This window comes from Haloferula sargassicola, from assembly GCF_040362925.1.
In the GTDB taxonomy this organism is placed as follows: domain Bacteria; phylum Verrucomicrobiota; class Verrucomicrobiia; order Verrucomicrobiales; family Akkermansiaceae; genus Haloferula; species Haloferula sargassicola.
The window spans coordinates 77,263-93,739 of the sequence record NZ_BAABRI010000019.1 but is presented as its reverse complement, the minus strand read 5'-3'; the positions used below and the strand labels follow the sequence as shown (position 1 = coordinate 93,739).

Sequence of the window (16,477 nt, the reverse complement as noted above, 5' to 3'; positions counted from 1 at the left end):
TTCGCTGCCGAGACACCAACCCCTAGCTGCTGCGCCTCTACTGCTCCGAGCTACCGTTCGTTGTGAAACCCCCGGTAATTAATACTACAGACCTGACGGCCACTGCCAGTTGGTGTAACGAGAAACTGCGGCACTCAATTCTTCCGCCGCACGGGCGTTCCGAACCCCGCCATCATTGGACAATGTTTTGGTGGTAGCTATTCCAGCGCTACTCGGCTGGTAGGGTTTATCAACCGCCGGCCAAAAGCTCTCTGCCTTCTGATAGTGATTCGGCCCTGGGGTCTTGAGCCAGGCCACACAAATCGCTCGGGCACCAGTAGCCTCGACGAATGCGCGAGCGGCTTCAAAAGAATAGCCCTCAGTGCAAATATCGTCGAAGACCAACACAGTCTTCTCGGTCTTTAGCGGTGGAGTCTTGTAACGGCGACCTTGCGGTCCGGTTCGGAGTGGATCCCGCCTTAAATGGATGGTCGAGAGCTGCGAGTCATGGTTGGGCGACCTCCCTGACGTTCTCAGATGCTGAGACTTGGGCGCATCAGTATGCCTTACGATCAAGTCCTCGAGGTAGCTAGCCCGCATCGAACCGCCAATGATCTGGAGCGAGCGGTTCAACAGGCGCTTCTTCGAGTTCACGCTGTGCCCAGGATATGGAGCCACATGGTTAGCTTCCCCCGCGAGACCCGAGAAATAGAGTCGCGCCGCCATGAGTCTTCCCCAGAACGGAAGGTCTCCGTAGTCGAGCTTCACCGCCTGTTTCGCAGCCGTTGAATAGCCCGCCCCGTGAGGGTACCTCCGTGAATACTCAGCAAGCGGCGCGATTGCATAGACTCGGAGGTCTCCGTCTTCATAAGCCCAGAACCAGTCGCCCATAGAAAGGCAGCAGCAGTCTACAAACCGGGCGATGTCGATCGGCGATTCGAACTCAAATCCATATGGACTATTATCCGCATGCCACTTGGCATTTAGAAACATCAACGACCCATTCGAAGCCGCTTGGACGTCGTCCTGAGTGCTACCGACGTAGATTGCCTCGTGTTCTTCCCATCCACAGGCATCGCGGACGAACCTCATTCCTTCCGAACGTTGCTTGGCTGGCATGCCGCCATAGCCCTTGACGAACGTCTTGATTTCGAACCCGACCTTTTCCGAAAGCCAGTCCGAGAATAGCGTTTCCTTCTTGCCCGTGAACACCCATCGGCTGTTCCCGACGAGCACCGGTTCCACCTCCCGTGATTTCAGATACCGGAACAGCTTCACGAGCTGACCCACAATATCCTGGTCGAGAGGGCCTTGCATGACCATCACATCGCGAAGTGAAAAAATTACTCCCTTGAGCCGCTTCATAGTTCAAATTCTTCAGTTTCCCTACGGCACCCTGTCGACGTCGTAGCCGTCGAAGCTGATCACTCCGGTGCACGGATCGACGATCGCCTCGACATCCGGAATTCGGCCCATCGTCCGAACCATCGCGAACGCACGAATGGTCGCATGCGGAAAAGCCTCACTCAGGATCGCGGCACAGGCAATGAGCGTCGTCCCCTTCGTCACCACATCATCAACAAGCAGGATGTCCTTAGGGAGCATGTCACCACCATGGCAATCAATCGATCCCATGTGCGTCTCAACATCCGGCCGCTCTCCAGGGGCTGCCCGCTTCGAGGAACCCACCGAAGTAGCTCGCTCAAGCAGCGGAATGATCCTCTTCCCAATACCCGCTTCCAGAAGCTCCTCACAGATGCGGTGACTCGGCCAAAGTGCGTTTCGCTGGAGTGGGGAACTCCGCGGAACTGGAACAAGCATAGTCTTCGAATTCAGAAACTCCTCGAGTCCTCCCGACACACCTGATGCAATCACCTTCACGGCCTTAACAGCCGCTTTTCGGATTAGGCTCCCCTTGTCCCCTTTGATCGAATAGCAAATGTCCCGTGACTTCACCGAAATCTCCCCGCCACCACGCGGTGAGTAGATGAGCAGCGAGCCAAACGGCAGTTCAAAGGGAGACGGAGGCGAGTACTTCACGGTTGGCTGTCGGCAAAAACGAAATCAGTTCATCGAAATTCTCCCGCGAGAGAACCTTCGCCCCGTAGTCGAGCATCTCCGCCGGCCAGGCGACGTCCGAATTGTTGACGATTGATTCCATCAGGAATAGTGGGCGACCGAGCCGGAGAGCTTCCCAACCTTGGTGAAGTGTTCCGCTCTTGTCCTTGGCCTCGACAATCACAGTCGCATCCGAAATGAGCGCCATCGTGCGGTTCCGGATCGGGTAGTTTTTCCGGCCACCAGCCGCGCCGAGCGCGAACTGGGAGACCAGAAGGTGCTTCGTCGCGATCTCCTCCTGAAGATCCCTATTCTCCGCGGGGTAGTATTTGTTGAGGGGGTTTCCGAGGACGGCGATCGTCTTACCGCCTTCCTTGATCGCCGCGAGATGTGCGGCGCGGTCAATGCCCTTTGCTAGGCCGCTTAGGACCGTTACACTGTTCTCGACGAGCATCTTCGCGAGCTGGTGCGCCCGACGAAGCCCCTCCCGGGTCGCATCCCGCGAACCCACGATCGACACCTTGGCCGGCTCCTTGAGAAGCCCGACGTCGCCACGGCAATAGAACACCTTTGCCGCAGCCTTCCGCTCCAGCTCGTTGAGAGGCCCCAAACCCTCCTCAGGAGTTACCTCTACGATGTTCATTCCTCGTCCTCCATCTTATCGAGCCAGTCCGCTAGAGCCTCCGCCACGATGTCCTGCTGACTTGCAGGGAACAGCCGCTTCACCTTTCGCTGCATCGAAGTAATTTGGAGCCGCTCGCTAAGAGAGCGCGGCACACGGAAAGTTTGAGTGACCAACGGATCTGAAGCGAGCGCTTCGAATTTCTTTCTCTTGTCCGTAGCCTCCCGGGTTCCTTTCCTTGCCCGTTTCTTGGGTGTCCTTGACTTGGTCTCTTCCGGATCGTCCTCGTCTTTTTCTGGCTTCTTCTCGGGCTCGTTGGCCGGCAGCTTCTCGATCTCCGGCTTCTTCGACTCGCTCTTTTGCGACTCTTGGACGGAGCCCATTTCAGGTTCGGGCTTCGACGTCTCGGAACCCTCCGACTTACCATCGGACGCGGGAGCTTCCAGCTCTTCGGGTTTTCCCTCCACGGTACCCATCAGCTGCCTCTCTGTCCGTGCCGGTTCCTTTCTTGCGATCAGGGCCGCTTGCGCCGGTGTCGCCCCTTTGAAGCCGAGTGATAGTGGTCGTCTAGCCATTTTTAAGTCTCCATTTACTTCTCTAATGTCGAGGTGTCGCTCAGGATCTCATCGAAGAGTCGGTTCATCTCCCGCGCAGCTTTCTCAGCTTTGCTACCCATTCGCCAAACCACTGTTCCCTGCCCCGCCGCATCCGCGTAAGCCGACAGCAGACTCAGGCCGGTCGATCCGGCAACATCCGCGTCGTGTACCACGTGCATGAGTTCCTGAGAAAGTCGATAGCGCTTTTGGAGCTTGTTCGGAACCAGTCTCACAACAGGAAGGCTGTCGGGCCTGGTGATCTGGACCTCCCGAACCACGATCAGCGCTTCTTCGAGAGCGCGGAGATCGAGGATCGATGGCCCGCAGGGAATCAGAATGCCGGTCGCCAGAACCATGATCGCCTTGGTCGCCGCATTGAGACCGGCCGGACCGTCAAACACCACGACCTCGTAGTTCTCGCGGAGCGCGTCCGACCCTTCGAAGATCTCGGCCGCCTCCTGCCACTGGAAGCTGTCGATTTCGGGCTGGGCCTCACTGAGCCATTCGGTCGAAGAACTCTGGGAGTCCGCATCCACCAAGGCCACCTTGACCCCCTTCTCATAAAGCCACGCCGCCAAGTGAACCGCCAGAGTGCTTTTGCCCACCCCTCCCTTTTGATTGACGACGCCAATGAACATGGCCCGTTCCTACCGAAATCCGAAATATTCGCAAGGCATTTAAAGCTTACAACAATGCTTTCTTGCATGCGTGTTTGCAATAAAGCAAGCATGCTTGCAAGCTTGCCTGTGTGCTTGCTTCCAAACACCAGGCGGCCCCGACACCCACTTTGAGGAGTTTCTGATCCTCGCAAGCATCGAACGTCCCGAAAAAGGTGACTCATTTCACGATGGCATTTCGCGAGTTCTCTGCCGTTCTGTGGGCCAAAACACGATACTCAAGAAGACGGAAGGAGGGCATTGCCGTGGAGCCCTGGCACATCGAGCCTGGTGATCTGGACCTCCCGAACCACGATCAGCACTTCTTCGAGAGCGCGGAGATCGAGGATCGATGGCCCGCAGGGAATCAGAATGCCGGTCGCCAGAACCATGATCGCCTTGGTCGCCGCATTGAGACCGGCCGGACCGTCAAACACCACGACCTCGTAGTTCTCGCGGAGCGCGTCCGACCCTTCGAAGATCTCGGCTGCCTCCTGCCACTGGAAGCTGTCGATTTCGGGCTGGGCCTCACTGAGCCATTCGGTCGAAGAACTCTGGGAGTCCGCATCCACCAAGGCCACCTTGACCCCCTTCTCATAAAGCCACGCCGCCATACGGGAGGCCCTGAAATGTTCCTCGCAAGCTGCATGTGCCCACCTAAAGCTTGCATGCAAGCTTGTTTGCCTGCCTGCAAGCTTCGTTGTTTTTAGTATTTCTTACTTCGAAGCTTGCTTGTTTGTTTGCTTTCTTGCTTTCTTTTACGAGGAATCCCCCTGTTATCAAGGGTTTCCGAGCCCTCTTGAATCGCGTATGGGGTGGAAAAGTGTCCCATTTCACGATGGCGCGTCCCTGTTTTGTGACCTAAAACACGATAGTTTCGACTCAATTTTGCCACCTTCGGCACCGCACCGGTCGACAAGATTTCTGGAAGAGGCGAGTCTCCTTGACCCTCTATAAATTCCCGATTCGGGCTAAAGCATTGGCTTTCTGCTTGTTCTGCGGACCTACTTAGTTTCGACTCGCAGGAGAAGGTATCCCATTTCACGATACCCCACGACTGATGTCCGAAGGCTCTCAGCGAGTTTCAGTGCCCCCGATGCGAATCGGCCGGAGAAAGAAGGCTGGTATCGTGAAATGGTGGACCTTTTGGCCTCCTTCCGTGAAATGCCCCACTTTTTCGCCAATTACTCGTGCTTTGCCCCACCTCTTATCGAGAAATGTCCCACCTTTTTGTCAGCGGTATCGTGAAATGGAACACCTTTCATCGTGTTTTGCCTCACTTTTATGGTCCGGAATCCCCGTATTCATGGGCTTTCCGGCGTTCAGAACCTCTTAACCATGTGTGTACAAAAAACTCTCAACAACCTCACAGGGGTGTTTGATGGTGTTTTTTTCGCTTTTTTCTATGAGCACCTCCAAGAAAGCTGAAGACCAATTGCGGCTCTTTACCGACGACCAGCTCGAGGTCTACGAGAAGGGGAAGGACGAGCTGACCCTCGCCGAGTTCCCCTTGGGCCTTGCAGGAAAGGATCCTACCCGGAAAGGGAAAACGGCTGTCTCCTATCAAGACCTGATCCGAGACAGTTCGACGGGAGCCCCCATAACCCGGACGGTCACCATCCAGGGTTCTGAAGAGTTCGGGCTCCCAACCTACTACGACGAAGAAATTCTCTTCGGAGTGCTTCAGCTCACCAACCTTCACCGGACGGGGGACGAGTGGCCAAAACAAGTCCGTTTTTCACGCTACCATCTGGCCAAAATCCTGGGTCTCAAGACCGACGGACGAACGTATCGGCGGATCTGGGACTCGCTCCATCGCCTCGCCAACACTACCTACAATTTCCGGTTCTCGTTTTTCGACAAGCAGGACGAGGAATGGAGACCGTCGGTGGTCATTACCTTCATTCAGACTCTTGTCGTCCACGGAGGCCCCATTCCCGGAAAGAACGGCGAGGTCACCATTCGTTGGAACGATGATATCCACCGGAATTTCCAGGCGGGGTACCTCCGGAACATCAATTTCACCGAGTATCGCGCAATTGGACTACCGCTCGCCAAAGCCCTTTACCGATACCTCGGGAAGCACTTCCACCGTAGGAGTCGCCTGAAGTTTGACCTCAAGGTCTTCGCCTACGAGAAGCTGGGTCTCTCCCGAGCTCATAATGTTGGCCAGATCAAAGCGGCCTTGGCACCCGCCATCGAGCGACTGGAGAATCACGGCTTTATCAAGCCGGCCAGCAAATCAGAGCGCTACAAGAAGATGGGCGTTGGACGCTGGGACATTATTTTCGAGAAGATGACCCCGCAGACCTCCTTTCCGATGGAGGTCTCCCCTGCAACGGTCGCAGAGGCCAAGCTCATTGAGCTGGGGGTAAGCCCTGGAGTAGCCTCTCAACTCGTAACAGAGTTTCCAGAAGAGGTCATCGACCGGAAGATCGACGAGTTCAATTTTGCTGTCGCTAGAGGCAAAGGGCCTGAGAGAAATCCCGGGGGATGGCTCGCGAAATCGATTCGCGAATCATGGAACCCGCCTGAGGACTATAAAACGCCTGAAGAACGGGAAGCTGCGGAGCGCGAGCGTGAAGCCAAAGAGACGGCCAAGAAACAGGCAGCCCAAGAAAAGCGCATGAAGGAGGTTCAGCTCGCTCAAGTACAGGCCATCCGAAACGAATGGATCAGGAAGGTGAAGTCATCGATGCCCCACGACGAACTCGAAGCTCTCAAGGAGAAGGTGATCGCAGAACAGGGCGGAGACGAGTTTGCCCAGCAGCTCTGGGTTCCCCTTGTTGAGGCCCATATCGCCGAAGTTCTCGAAAGAGAGGGGAAGATTCCGAAACTGCCTGCGGATGATCCGAAGTAGAAGCATTGGACCGGAACTTGTTCACAATCGGCAAAGGATGCCCTTGCTCGCGATCCCGAAACTCACAGATGCCCACAGGTTTTTGACCGGCGGCACCGGGTTATTAACAGCTGGGGGTCCAATCAGGGAGTGCTTTGGAGATTTCGTCCAAGTGATTCAGCCCAAATCGTCTCAAAAACTCCCCCGTGGTGGCGAACACCAGCCGGCCGCCCTCACCGGCGAATTCCTCGACCAGCCCGGCCTCGCGCAGACGGCCGACCACCCCGCGTTTGTCGGCGTGGAAGATGCGGTCGATTTCGTTTTGCGCAATCGGCTGCTTGAGCGCGATGCAGCCGAGCACCTCCATCGCCGCCTGGCTCAGCTCGCCGGTGCCGGCGGCCTGCGGTCGCTGGGCGGCGATGAACTCCCGCAGCCGGTGGTGTTCGATGCGGGTGGTGCTGAGCGACACCAGGCCGTTGGTGATGCCGATCTGGAGCCCGAAGGGCGCGAGACCGGCATTGGCGTCGAGCAGGGCGGCGATTAGCTCGACGTTGCTCATCGAGGCCACCGCCCGGATCTCATAGTTGCCGTCCTCGCGGAACAGCTCGCGCAGCTTTTCCCGCAGACCGTCCACCGTGTAGCGCCGGCCGGTGGCCGACAGGATTTGCACGACTGTTCGCGCCGCCACCTGGGGCGCGGGTGTGAGGGTTTTTCTTCCCTTGGGCTTGGCGGGTTTCATCGGGCGGGGGAGGGGAGGGCGAGGTCGGACACCACGCCCTTGAGCCGTTCGCGGTCCACGTGGGTGTAGCGGGCGGTGGTGGCGAGGTTCTTGTGGCGGAGCAGCTCCTGGATCTCCTTCAAGTTCCGGTCGCGCTCGTTGAGCAGCAGGGTCGCCGCCGAGTGCCGCAGGCCGTGGGCGGTGATGACCGGCGCGTTGACCGCCTGGCAGGCGGCCTTCAGCCGCCGGTTGAAGGCCTGGTTGGAATAGTGGCCGCCGTCGCGACCGGGAAACAACAATCCGCTCGCCGCGAACTCCATCCCGCCGCGCCGGAGCTGGTGCCCTTTGAAGGCTTCGCGGAACCGCAGCCAATCGGCCAGCGACAGCCCCAGCCGCTCGAGGAGCGGCAGATCGGCCAAGCCGCCGCCCTTACCCTTGATCCGAACGGCGGCCGGGATACCGGAGGAGTCTCGGACCAGTCGATCGGTCGGCAGGCCCGCCCACTCGTGGTAGCGGCAGGCCGAGTAAAACAAGGCCTCGGCCAGGTGGAAGGCGAGGTGGCCGTAGTAGTCGCTGCGGTGTTCCTGCAGGTGCAGCAGGACTGCAGCGACGTTGCCGGACTCCAGGTGCCGGATCTCGATCGCGTCCGGCCGGAACTTCGGGGCCAGGCAGTCGGCGAAGGGATTCTTGGCGTCGAGCACAGCGCGGTAGAGGAAGGACAGCGCCGCCTTGGTCTGAAGGTGGTGCGAGGCCCCCTTGCGCCGCGTCCACTCCGCGTAGAACGCGGCGGCACGGGCCGCCGGGAGCGCAGCGGGATCGAGATCCTCGGCTGCACAAGCCGCCATCAGCTTGGTCCAGGTGCGGCGGTAGGCCGTGCGCGTCGGTTCGGCGAGCTGGCGCTGTTCGGCGGCCGCGTTGGCGGCGGCCAGGATCTCGGCGGAATCAACGGCCATGGTTTCAGCGTTCGAGGGCTTCCAGCGCGTCGGCCAGCTCCCGCAGCTCGCGGGCTGAGAGCGGGGGAGGGGGATAGGCGACCGGCAGGGGTGCCTGGGTGTTCTTTTCCGCCGCGGCGAAGCGGGCGAACTCGCCGGATTCCTCGAGCACGGTCTTGAGCAGCGGCTCGACGGCCGCCCCGGCAGCCAGCCGGGCGGCGATCGCGGTGCCGAGGGCACGCGCGACCTCGACATCGAGGCCGGAGCAGGCCCAGCCGAGATTGAGGGTGTGGGAACATCCATAGAGGCTCCAGACGACATCGCGCACCCGCTTGCCTTGGCCGGTGGACCAGTGGTGGCGCAGGGTTTCGGTGAGGACGGGTACGGCGGCTTCGAGCTGTTCGATGGCGGTCATGGGGCGGCGGGGGGTTCAGGCGGGAACGCGTCGGGCGGAGAGGGCGGGGGATCGGCCGGCGGGTTCAGGTCGAACCAGGCGAGCGGCTCGCGCCAGCTGCGCCGGTCGATCAGGAAGAGGCGGCCGTCGCCGGCGACCGCCAGGCAACCGGGCGCCCACTGCTCGGCGGGTGGCAGCTCGGCGGCCCAGCCGACAAACAACCCGTCGAGCACGATCACCAGCCCGTCGGCGACCGGCGGGTCCTGCGCTTCCCGCCACAGGCGGGCGCGCTCGCGGGCGGCGGTCAAGCTGTCGTGCATCGCAAATTCGGCTTCTCGGTGGTGCAAGGCCCGGAAAAATCGCTTTTGGGGGCGATTTTGGCGGGAAAAGCGGGGGCGCAATAATAATCATTATTGTGCAGTTCAAGAATATTGCTCTTTCTTGAATCCGCATCAAATCAACTTGCACCAAGCTTTGAAAGCGTTCTTCCAGAAAATATTATTGTGCGTTCCGTGATTTCGCCCGAATCGGCGTGCCCGGTCGGACGCCAACGACGGAACCGCGGCAGCCGAAGCCTTGCGCCGCAAGCTGCGGAAGAAGCTGGCTGGCTTCTCGCCGGAGTTTCCCGCGGATCTCGATTCCTGGGAAATGCGTGGCTGGCGAGAAGGATTGGAGGACGACTTGCCGGTCCCGGCGCTGGTGCTTTTTCTCCTCAACCGGGTCTTGGGTTATCGGCAGCTCGACCCCGGCGACAAGGGCCGCTGGGCGGTCGGTTGCAGCGTCGCGGGCGAGCCGGTGGCGTTCCGGGACCGGAAATTCGGCTTTGAGATCCTGGTCGCCCCTGGCTCCACTTTGGAGCAGAAGCGAATCCTCTTTCCTCTCAAGGCCGCGTTGCGGGTGCTCGAAGAGGAGCTTCTGGTGCCGGAGGCGAACGAGCAGATTCATGACTGCCGGGTGGCCGTCATCAACCGCTTCGGCGAGTTCAGCCATCGCTATCAGTATTTCCGCACCAAAGCCGACGAGCTTTTCGCGCAGGCGGAAATCCGTCCCTCTGATCGGAAGGGCATGGAAGGCTTGCCAAGCATTTCGGCGGTGACAGCCGAGATGAACCGGGCCGCCGTGGCGGAGCGGGAGGCTTTCTTCCTGTCCGCCGCGATGGTGGACGCTTACTACAGCTTGCTGGAACACCGGCTCATCCTTTTGCGGGCCTTCACCGGCAAGCCAATGGCAGCCGGCGATTTCGAGAAACTGCTGGGAGCGAATTGGGAAGGGAAGCTGGTGATGGTCCTCGATCTGAACTCGAAGGGCAGGGAGGGGAAAGAGCTGCTCGGGGAACTCCGCCGGATTAAGGAACGCATCCGCAACCCGTTTGCACACGGAGGGGTCGAGAACGACCGCGGTTCGATCTATGTCCAACTGGGCAGCTTCGGAGCGGTGCCGGCGAATTTTTCGCGGGCCAGGAACAGTATCCGCTTCAACTTCCGGCCGATCGTGGCAGAGGATCATGCCGCGATGTGCGGAGTCTTCGACCGTCTCGATGCGTTCCTCGAGACCGATGACCTGTCGCTCCCGCACCGATTTCTCGATTCCAGCGTCGATCCCGCATTCGACGCGGGGATGCTTACCGAGTACACAACCGCGATCAAAGACGGCGGGGAGGCGGTTGACGAGTGGATCGATCGCTGGTCGAGGGAATGGGAACGGCACCAAAATGCCGACTATTGATCAAGGAAGGCGGGGTGTGCTCGACTAAGGCCGGAGACCCTTATCCTATCTGAGCGATGCCCGCCCATTCCACCTTCCCTGCCGCAACCTTGGAAAGCATCTGCCGGGTGCTGGCCGACACCAGCTCTGGTTTGACGGGAACCGAAATCGGACGCCTCCTCCAACAACTTGGCATCGGCGACCCGTTTCCGGGGCTGACCAAATGGAGGCGGCTCATGTCCGCGCTCGACCAGCGGCAGACCGATGATCGGTGCGGCAACAAGGTTATCGAATTCATCCTCGAGGCGATGCGCCCGGTTCGGTTTGCCCACCACGGCGAACTGTTTGAGGAGCGGTGCGCCGCCCTCAACGGGGTGCTGGTCTTCTCGGGATTGGAACTTCTCAGCGACGGGAATCTTGCCCGGGCGACCGCGGCCCGGACCCTCGACGAGGCCCGGCAGCGTGCAGGTCGCCTGCGTGCCGAGCTGATGAAGCGCAAAGTCCACCCGGAGGTGCTGGCCTTTTGTCGGGCGGAGCTCTTGCAGAACAATCATTTCCACGCGGTGCTGGAAGCCACCAAGTCGGTATCACAGAAGATTCGCGACAGGACGGGCTTGACCGGCGACGCCGGCGAGCTGGCGGAGAAGGCCCTTGCCCTCGGCAAAACCGGAATGCCGTTCCTGGCATTCAACACCCTTCAGACGGATTCCGAGAAATCGGAGCAGAAGGGACTCATGAACCTGATGGTCGGATTCTTCGGTACCTTCCGCAACACGACCGCCCACGCACCGAAGGTGACGTGGGCGATGAGTGAGCAAGATGCGCTCGATCTGCTCACGATGGCCTCTTTCCTCCATCATCGCCTCGATGCGGCCGCCCGAACACCACGAGCCATTTAGCTTGCGACGTTTGGCGCCCGGGCAACAGCGAGTTCGATACAGCTCTGGAACTGCTCCACGTCGAGCACCAGGTCGCCATCAAAATCCATCACTTCTTCGAGGTCGATGGAAAGGTGGCCGTCTTCGATGGCGGCGAGGACGCGGGCGGACTGGTCAGCGGTGAGAATCCGGCGGCGGTCATGATCGGGGTCGATGAGCTGCATTCGGCTATTATAGCAAATCGCTAAATCCGTGATCGGATGCGAACCGGGATTTCGACGCGGATCCGGGCCGCCAGCCCTTTCGGTTGCAAGGATGGATTTTTCGCTTGGCGGTCTTCCGACTTCCCATATTCGTATGGTTCGATACACTTTTTCTGTATCGAACCATACAGGCCTCCATGGATCATGTCCGCGATTACGTCACCTTGTCCGACTGCTACGACGCGTTCAACGAACGGCTGTTCGGCGGGCAGCTCCGCGGCTGCGTGCTGACCTTCGAGGACCGGGGCCAGCATTTCGGCTACTTCCGGGAGGGGGGATTCGTCGGCCACGACGGGGAACGCCGGGATGAAATCTGCCTCAACCCGCAATTCTTCCTCGCCAGTTCCGGTGACCTGGAATTGCTGCAAACGCTGGTCCACGAACAGGTGCATCAATGGCAGTACCAGTTCGGAACACCCTCGCGCCGGACCTACCACAACCGCGAATGGGCCAACAAGATGCTGGCGGTGGGCCTGGTGCCGAGCACGACGGGAAAACCCGGCGGCAACATGGTCGGCCAGAAAATGGCCGACTATCCCCAGGAAGGAGGACCCTTCCTCCGGATCGCGGAAGAGGTCCTCGCCGACAAGCAGCTCATTCGCTGGTACAAGGAAGGGGCGGTGATCCGCCGTGCCCAAGAGTACGCGGCGGCCCCGGTCGAGGAAGTGCCGCCGATGGTAGCCGCGGTGGCGGCCTCAATGCCGGCTCAAGCCGCCACGGGGGAAGCGCCCGCCCATCCCGTGGCCGCGCCGAGCAAGGTCAGCTACCGGTGTCCGGAGTGCAGTGCCAGGGCATGGGGAAAGCCGGGCCTCTCGTTGATTTGCGGGAAATGCTTCGACGCCGGCGGCGAGATTGTCCGCCTGGAAATGAACGCTGTGTATCTCCAGGAAAAGGACCGCTGGGTATCCGCTCCCACATGACCGCCGCGCTTCTCTCACAATCCCCCGGCCCTCCTAAGTGTTCATGTGAACGCTTTCGCCGTTGACGCCCTCGCATTGCCCGGACGATGGTCGCCAACGTGCGCCCTCTCTCCGCCCTGTTCATCGACTGCGACAGCTATTTCGCGTCGGTCGAGCAACACCTTGACCCGGCCTTGCGGGGCAAAGCGGTGGGCGTGGCGCCGGTGATGGCGGAAACCTCCTGTTGCATCGCCGCGAGCTATGAAGCGAAGCGGTTCGGGGTGAAGACCGGCACCCGGATCAGCGATGCCCGGATTCTCTGCCCCGGCATCGCCATCGTCGAGGCCAAGCCCCCGGAGTACGTCCGCTACCACAACCGGATCGTCGAGGCCGTCGAGGACTGCATCCATGTGGAGGAAGTCCTTTCGATTGACGAGATGTGGGCATGGCTGCCGCTCAACCTGCGGGAGCCGGCCACCATCCGCCGCATCGCGGAAAGGATCAAAGCGAAGGTTTCGGAATCGGTTTCCCCCGCGATCACCGTCAGCATCGGGGTGGCCCCGAACCGGTATCTGGCCAAGATCGCCTCGAAGATGAGAAAGCCCGACGGGCTCTTTTTGATCGAAGAATCGGAGTTGCCTGAGGCGCTGTATCCGCTGGAACTCCGGGATCTGACCGGCATTGCCCGGAGCATGGAGTCTCGGCTTCACGCGGCCGGTATTCACTCCGTGGCCGCCCTTTGCCGGGTGGAAAAGGCCGTGCTGCGTGGCGTTTGGGGCGGCGTCCTGGGGGAACGCCTCTGGCACTTACTCCGTGGCGACGTGATTCCCGATCTGGTTTCCTCGCGGAAGTCCATCGGTCACTCGCACGTTCTTCCTCCGGATTCACGCGCACCGGGCCTCGCGTGGCCGGTGCTTTGCAAGCTGCTGCACAAAGCTTGTGAGCGGCTGAGAGCCCACGGGATGCTCGCGGCCTCGCTCACGGTGAAGATCGCCTTTTTCCGCGGGGTGTCGTGGAGTCCGAAAATCCGGTTCCAGGAAACGGATTCAACGCGGGTGCTCATGAAGCTGCTCGATCAACTCTGGCGCGACCGGCCCGATCCCAAAGCCCCGATCCTCCAGGTGGGTGTAGTGCTGGCTCGGCTGGTGGAAAGCGGGAACTTCACCCCGGATCTGTTCGCTAACCACGTCGCCGATCTGATGTCCCTGCAGGACGACAAACAGAAGCGCCTCGATGCGGCTCTCGACCGGCTACGTGTCCGCTACGGTCGCGATGTGGTGTACTACGGCAGCGTCCAGGATAGCCGGGACAAGGCTCCGATGCGGATCTCATTCACCCACATTCCGGACCTCGGAATTGAGAGCGACCGACGTTCCTAAAAAAGCGAGCCTTGGGGATCATCGGGTTTGGGCTTCCGGGATTTCAGCGGGCTTTTACACGGTTCGATCAGAAGCGGCCCCGGGTAGGGGGAGAACGTGGATTTCTCGCCTCGGAGGAAGGCCATGCCTTCCTCGAAATCCACGATGGCGAGCAGCCGGTCATGGACACGGGCGACTGCCGGGGTCGGTTCGGTGGTGATGGTGGCAAAGCAGGGGCCGTGCTCTTCGGTCGGCTGGTAGAGGCCCGCAACCCAAAGCCAATCGGCGTCCGGGTGCCGGAGCTCGTGCGGCTGCTTCCCGCCGCCGGGCAACTCCTGCCACTCGTAGAACGATGACATGGGCACCAGGCACCGGTGCCGCTCCAGCGGTTCCACCCACATGCCCCGCGAGAGGCTTTCCGATCGGGCGTTGTTGACGATCTTCCATTTTGGATGAGGGAAGCCCCAACGCATGATCGCAGGCTCCAGCCCGTCGTCCGTCCGGATCACGGCGACGCCGGCGGCCGACCGGCGGACCAGCCGGCTCGGCAGCCTGAGAATCTTTTCCGTGACCAAAGCATCCAAGTCCTTGGCTCCGGTCTTCGGGTGGATGTTGTAGGCGTTGCACACGGGCGGACGATGGAATTGGGAGAACCGGGTGGGGGAATCGGGTCAAGACCGATTTTCTTAAAACATCTTGCACTCGGCCGGATGATCCTCCATCTTTCCCCCGGAGGCTCGGCCAAGAGTCAACTGCGTTCCGCATGGGACCGGGGGACTCAAACGCATTGCCTCCTTTTCTTTTTTATCGGCGAGGTTCCCGCGCCTCGTAGAGATCGGGGACACAGACGATGCCAAAACTACGATAGGTTTTCACGCCGTCGTAGCCATCGCCGCGCCATTTGAGCGAATTGATTCGCCTACCGTAGCGAGCCGCGATTTCGGGCCGGTCGGGAGCATCCATTTCTCCTGGCCTCCTGTATCCCCAATTCAGCGCGTAGATGACCACGTCCGCCATCTGGACCGGAAGCGCCATACTGGACGATACGAAAAACGGTGACGGCACGATCCACTTCGCCCGCTGGAGCCCCTTGGCCGTTTTCGTGAAATACTGCTCCAGCTTCCTCACAAAACGCCGGTCGTATTTCTCCTCCACCTCATCCATGACCAGGATCCCGCACTGCCGTTCCATTTCGAGGAAGTAGAAGAAGCGTTCCAACAGGAAAGTGTGGTCTTTCCGTAGAATCTCCAAGGGCGTCGTCCCCGGCGGAGGATTAGCCGCACCTCTCGGAACGGCCGATGCGAACACCCGCGCCCCGTGGCGCTCGAGGAGGTCAAAAATCCCATCCGCCATGGCTAGGCTCGCCTGACCGTAGGCGGTGAACTGGTCCCGCTTGGGACTCCGCCTGTCGAGGCCGGCCTGAAGGTATCCCCGGCAAAGATGGCGTCGGCTTTCAGGATCAAGAGGCTCGTCCTGAGCCGCGTGCTTGAACCGGTCCTTTTTGAGAAGCTTCGACCCTTTAATCTCCGATCCATAATCCACGAGCCGGGCACCGAAGCATTCCAGCTCCAAACTGCCCGCATCCTGCAACAGAGGCCACAACTTATGCTCAGCCAGGGCAAACCCGCCACGAACCTCATACGGCATCTGCCGGTGGTCGTGTCCGCTCTCATCCATGAATAGAAGCCAAGCCATAGGAGGAGGATCGTGGGGCTGCCCGGCGGGTCTTGCAAGCCGGTGGGTTTGGGGATTGGCTATCATCAATGTCTCCCGTCCTCCTCTCATCGCTCGCTCCATTTCTCACTTCTGCGGTGACGGTGGTTTGTGGCGTGATCGTTTTCGTCACCGGCCAGATTCTTCTCAAGCGATGGATCGAACCGGTGGTGGAGTTGAAGCGATCTCTTGGGTTCGTCTCCAGCGTCTTTCTGCGCCATCAGGCGAAGATCACCAACGGACGGTGCAACGATGAGATCCAAGACGACTTGCATCAGGCGGCCTCACAGCTCCTCGTGCACGCGCAAGCGATTCCTGCCTACAACATATCGCGCAAGGTCTTCGGTCTGCCGACCGGTGAAGAGCTGGTCCGGGCCGCGCAAGCCATGAACCTGATTGCTTCGCGGGCACGGGGAGAGGAAACCCAGGGATCAGTTGAAGATTTCAACCGAAGTTTGAGAGAGGTGGGCGAAGCACTCGGAATCCGCGTGGACTACAGAGGTTGATTCCAATGGAATGCATGTTCCGTAATTTTGTAACAAAATCACATTCCAGCCGCGAATGCGGCCGCCGGCGTTACCGGCGATCGAAGGGGGCATGGTGTGGCGAGACGACAAAGGCGAGGCCGGACAGTAGCGCAGCGGATGGGAGGTTCGCCCACCGGCGGGGAGGCCGCACGATGATGGGGTGCGGAGCTTCCGCAGGGATCGAGCCGGAGCTCCCGAAACGGATTGATCTACGTCGCATGGCGTAGATGAGTCCGATTTCCGGCCGCAGACTATCGAGCATGTCGAGACGCCGACACGGCGATTCGTGTCCGGACGCGACGGCATCGCTTCACGGGATGCCCAAAGCGCCAGGACACGCG

General features: G+C 60.1%; 20 protein-coding genes. 6 read left to right on the top strand and 14 right to left on the bottom strand.

Features of this window, described 5'->3' with window-relative positions:
* Window positions 1-84: 84 nt before the first annotated feature.
* The 7 genes from ABXH26_RS16030 to ABXH26_RS16000 form a co-directional block, all read right to left on the bottom strand.
* Entirely contained in the window at window positions 85-1,344 is a 1,260-nt protein-coding gene (locus tag ABXH26_RS16030; RefSeq protein ID WP_353568106.1) for a phosphoribosyltransferase, read from the bottom strand.
* A 21-nt stretch (window positions 1,345-1,365) separates the two neighbouring features.
* A complete protein-coding gene (locus ABXH26_RS16025; RefSeq protein WP_353568105.1) occupies window positions 1,366-1,614 on the bottom strand; it encodes a hypothetical protein in 249 nt (82 codons plus the stop codon).
* 376 nt (window positions 1,615-1,990) lie between these two features.
* Window positions 1,991-2,680 (bottom strand): DNA-processing protein DprA, encoded by a 690-nt coding sequence (locus tag ABXH26_RS16020; RefSeq protein WP_353568104.1) that lies wholly within the window; start codon window positions 2,678-2,680, stop codon window positions 1,991-1,993.
* Complete coding sequence (locus ABXH26_RS16015) at window positions 2,677-3,234, bottom strand: hypothetical protein (RefSeq protein WP_353568103.1); 558 nt, start codon at window positions 3,232-3,234, stop codon at window positions 2,677-2,679. The genes ABXH26_RS16020 and ABXH26_RS16015 overlap by 4 nt, the downstream gene beginning before the upstream one ends.
* A 14-nt stretch (window positions 3,235-3,248) precedes the next feature.
* Entirely contained in the window at window positions 3,249-3,893 is a 645-nt protein-coding gene (locus ABXH26_RS16010) for an AAA family ATPase (RefSeq protein WP_353568102.1), read from the bottom strand.
* 257 nt (window positions 3,894-4,150) lie between these two features.
* Window positions 4,151-4,525: a ParA family protein gene (locus tag ABXH26_RS16005; RefSeq protein ID WP_353568101.1), complete on the bottom strand. Its 375-nt coding sequence runs from the start codon at window positions 4,523-4,525 to the stop codon at window positions 4,151-4,153.
* Between the two features lie 92 nt (window positions 4,526-4,617).
* The gene (locus ABXH26_RS16000) at window positions 4,618-4,956 is read right to left on the bottom strand and encodes a hypothetical protein (RefSeq protein WP_353568100.1); all 339 of its coding nucleotides are present in this window, start codon (window positions 4,954-4,956) and stop codon (window positions 4,618-4,620) included.
* 360 nt (window positions 4,957-5,316) lie between these two features.
* Here ABXH26_RS16000 and ABXH26_RS15995 point away from each other — a divergent pair, with 360 nt between their 5' ends.
* Entirely contained in the window at window positions 5,317-6,771 is a 1,455-nt protein-coding gene (locus tag ABXH26_RS15995; RefSeq protein ID WP_353568099.1) for a replication initiator protein A, read from the top strand.
* A 103-nt stretch (window positions 6,772-6,874) separates the two neighbouring features.
* Here ABXH26_RS15995 and scpB read toward each other — a convergent pair whose 3' ends face one another.
* The 4 genes from scpB to ABXH26_RS15975 form a co-directional block, all read right to left on the bottom strand.
* The gene (gene scpB, locus ABXH26_RS15990; protein ID WP_353568098.1) at window positions 6,875-7,420 is read right to left on the bottom strand and encodes an SMC-Scp complex subunit ScpB; all 546 of its coding nucleotides are present in this window, start codon (window positions 7,418-7,420) and stop codon (window positions 6,875-6,877) included.
* Between the two features lie 65 nt (window positions 7,421-7,485).
* Window positions 7,486-8,421, bottom strand: coding sequence for a tyrosine-type recombinase/integrase (locus ABXH26_RS15985; RefSeq protein WP_353568097.1), 936 nt, complete (start codon window positions 8,419-8,421; stop codon window positions 7,486-7,488).
* A 4-nt stretch (window positions 8,422-8,425) separates the two neighbouring features.
* The gene (locus ABXH26_RS15980) at window positions 8,426-8,815 is read right to left on the bottom strand and encodes a hypothetical protein (RefSeq protein ID WP_353568096.1); all 390 of its coding nucleotides are present in this window, start codon (window positions 8,813-8,815) and stop codon (window positions 8,426-8,428) included.
* A complete protein-coding gene (locus tag ABXH26_RS15975) occupies window positions 8,812-9,114 on the bottom strand; it encodes a hypothetical protein (protein WP_353568095.1) in 303 nt (100 codons plus the stop codon). The genes ABXH26_RS15980 and ABXH26_RS15975 overlap by 4 nt, the downstream gene beginning before the upstream one ends.
* Before the next feature lie 256 nt (window positions 9,115-9,370).
* Here ABXH26_RS15975 and ABXH26_RS15970 point away from each other — a divergent pair, with 256 nt between their 5' ends.
* Both ABXH26_RS15970 and ABXH26_RS15965 read left to right on the top strand, forming a co-directional pair.
* Complete coding sequence (locus tag ABXH26_RS15970) at window positions 9,371-10,519, top strand: hypothetical protein (RefSeq protein WP_353568094.1); 1,149 nt, start codon at window positions 9,371-9,373, stop codon at window positions 10,517-10,519.
* 56 nt (window positions 10,520-10,575) lie between these two features.
* Window positions 10,576-11,397, top strand: a complete 822-nt coding sequence (locus tag ABXH26_RS15965; RefSeq protein ID WP_353568093.1) for a TIGR02391 family protein — start codon at window positions 10,576-10,578, stop codon at window positions 11,395-11,397.
* Here the strand turns inward: ABXH26_RS15965 and ABXH26_RS15960 are convergent.
* Window positions 11,394-11,600, bottom strand: a complete 207-nt coding sequence (locus ABXH26_RS15960) for a hypothetical protein (RefSeq protein WP_353568092.1) — start codon at window positions 11,598-11,600, stop codon at window positions 11,394-11,396. The genes ABXH26_RS15965 and ABXH26_RS15960 overlap by 4 nt on opposite strands.
* A gap of 176 nt (window positions 11,601-11,776) precedes the next feature.
* On the opposite strand from ABXH26_RS15960, the gene ABXH26_RS15955 reads away from it, so the two are divergent.
* On the top strand, window positions 11,777-12,559 hold the full coding sequence (locus ABXH26_RS15955) for a SprT-like domain-containing protein (RefSeq protein WP_353568091.1): 783 nt from the start codon (window positions 11,777-11,779) through the stop codon (window positions 12,557-12,559).
* 98 nt (window positions 12,560-12,657) lie between these two features.
* Window positions 12,658-13,917, top strand: coding sequence for a DNA polymerase Y family protein (locus ABXH26_RS15950; protein WP_353568090.1), 1,260 nt, complete (start codon window positions 12,658-12,660; stop codon window positions 13,915-13,917).
* Here ABXH26_RS15950 and ABXH26_RS15945 read toward each other — a convergent pair.
* Both ABXH26_RS15945 and ABXH26_RS15940 read right to left on the bottom strand, forming a co-directional pair.
* The gene (locus ABXH26_RS15945; RefSeq protein WP_353568089.1) at window positions 13,914-14,525 is read right to left on the bottom strand and encodes an SOS response-associated peptidase family protein; all 612 of its coding nucleotides are present in this window, start codon (window positions 14,523-14,525) and stop codon (window positions 13,914-13,916) included. The genes ABXH26_RS15950 and ABXH26_RS15945 overlap by 4 nt on opposite strands.
* Window positions 14,526-14,700: 175 nt before the next feature.
* Complete coding sequence (locus ABXH26_RS15940) at window positions 14,701-15,591, bottom strand: DUF3800 domain-containing protein (RefSeq protein ID WP_353568088.1); 891 nt, start codon at window positions 15,589-15,591, stop codon at window positions 14,701-14,703.
* A gap of 68 nt (window positions 15,592-15,659) precedes the next feature.
* Here ABXH26_RS15940 and ABXH26_RS15935 point away from each other — a divergent pair, with 68 nt between their 5' ends.
* Window positions 15,660-16,115: a hypothetical protein gene (locus ABXH26_RS15935; protein WP_353568087.1), complete on the top strand. Its 456-nt coding sequence runs from the start codon at window positions 15,660-15,662 to the stop codon at window positions 16,113-16,115.
* Window positions 16,116-16,477 lie beyond the last annotated feature (362 nt).

What these genes read in the sequence shown, in the direction of transcription:
- ABXH26_RS15975 (WP_353568095.1), bottom strand. Translation starts at nt 9,114, where the DNA reads ATGCACGACAGCTTGACCGCCGCCCGCGAGCGCGCCCGCCTGTGGCGG.
- ABXH26_RS16015 (WP_353568103.1), bottom strand. Translation starts at nt 3,234, where the DNA reads ATGGCTAGACGACCACTATCACTCGGCTTCAAAGGGGCGACACCGGCG.
- ABXH26_RS16010 (WP_353568102.1), bottom strand. Translation starts at nt 3,893, where the DNA reads ATGTTCATTGGCGTCGTCAATCAAAAGGGAGGGGTGGGCAAAAGCACT.
- ABXH26_RS16020 (WP_353568104.1), bottom strand. Translation starts at nt 2,680, where the DNA reads ATGAACATCGTAGAGGTAACTCCTGAGGAGGGTTTGGGGCCTCTCAAC.
- ABXH26_RS16030 (WP_353568106.1), bottom strand. Translation starts at nt 1,344, where the DNA reads ATGAAGCGGCTCAAGGGAGTAATTTTTTCACTTCGCGATGTGATGGTC.
- ABXH26_RS16005 (WP_353568101.1), bottom strand. Translation starts at nt 4,525, where the DNA reads ATGGCGGCGTGGCTTTATGAGAAGGGGGTCAAGGTGGCCTTGGTGGAT.
- ABXH26_RS15995 (WP_353568099.1), top strand. Translation starts at nt 5,317, where the DNA reads ATGAGCACCTCCAAGAAAGCTGAAGACCAATTGCGGCTCTTTACCGAC.
- ABXH26_RS16025 (WP_353568105.1), bottom strand. Translation starts at nt 1,614, where the DNA reads ATGGGATCGATTGATTGCCATGGTGGTGACATGCTCCCTAAGGACATC.
- ABXH26_RS15965 (WP_353568093.1), top strand. Translation starts at nt 10,576, where the DNA reads ATGCCCGCCCATTCCACCTTCCCTGCCGCAACCTTGGAAAGCATCTGC.
- ABXH26_RS15955 (WP_353568091.1), top strand. Translation starts at nt 11,777, where the DNA reads ATGGATCATGTCCGCGATTACGTCACCTTGTCCGACTGCTACGACGCG.
- ABXH26_RS15960 (WP_353568092.1), bottom strand. Translation starts at nt 11,600, where the DNA reads ATGCAGCTCATCGACCCCGATCATGACCGCCGCCGGATTCTCACCGCT.
- ABXH26_RS15980 (WP_353568096.1), bottom strand. Translation starts at nt 8,815, where the DNA reads ATGACCGCCATCGAACAGCTCGAAGCCGCCGTACCCGTCCTCACCGAA.
- ABXH26_RS15935 (WP_353568087.1), top strand. Translation starts at nt 15,660, where the DNA reads ATGTCTCCCGTCCTCCTCTCATCGCTCGCTCCATTTCTCACTTCTGCG.
- ABXH26_RS15940 (WP_353568088.1), bottom strand. Translation starts at nt 15,591, where the DNA reads ATGGCTTGGCTTCTATTCATGGATGAGAGCGGACACGACCACCGGCAG.
- ABXH26_RS15985 (WP_353568097.1), bottom strand. Translation starts at nt 8,421, where the DNA reads ATGGCCGTTGATTCCGCCGAGATCCTGGCCGCCGCCAACGCGGCCGCC.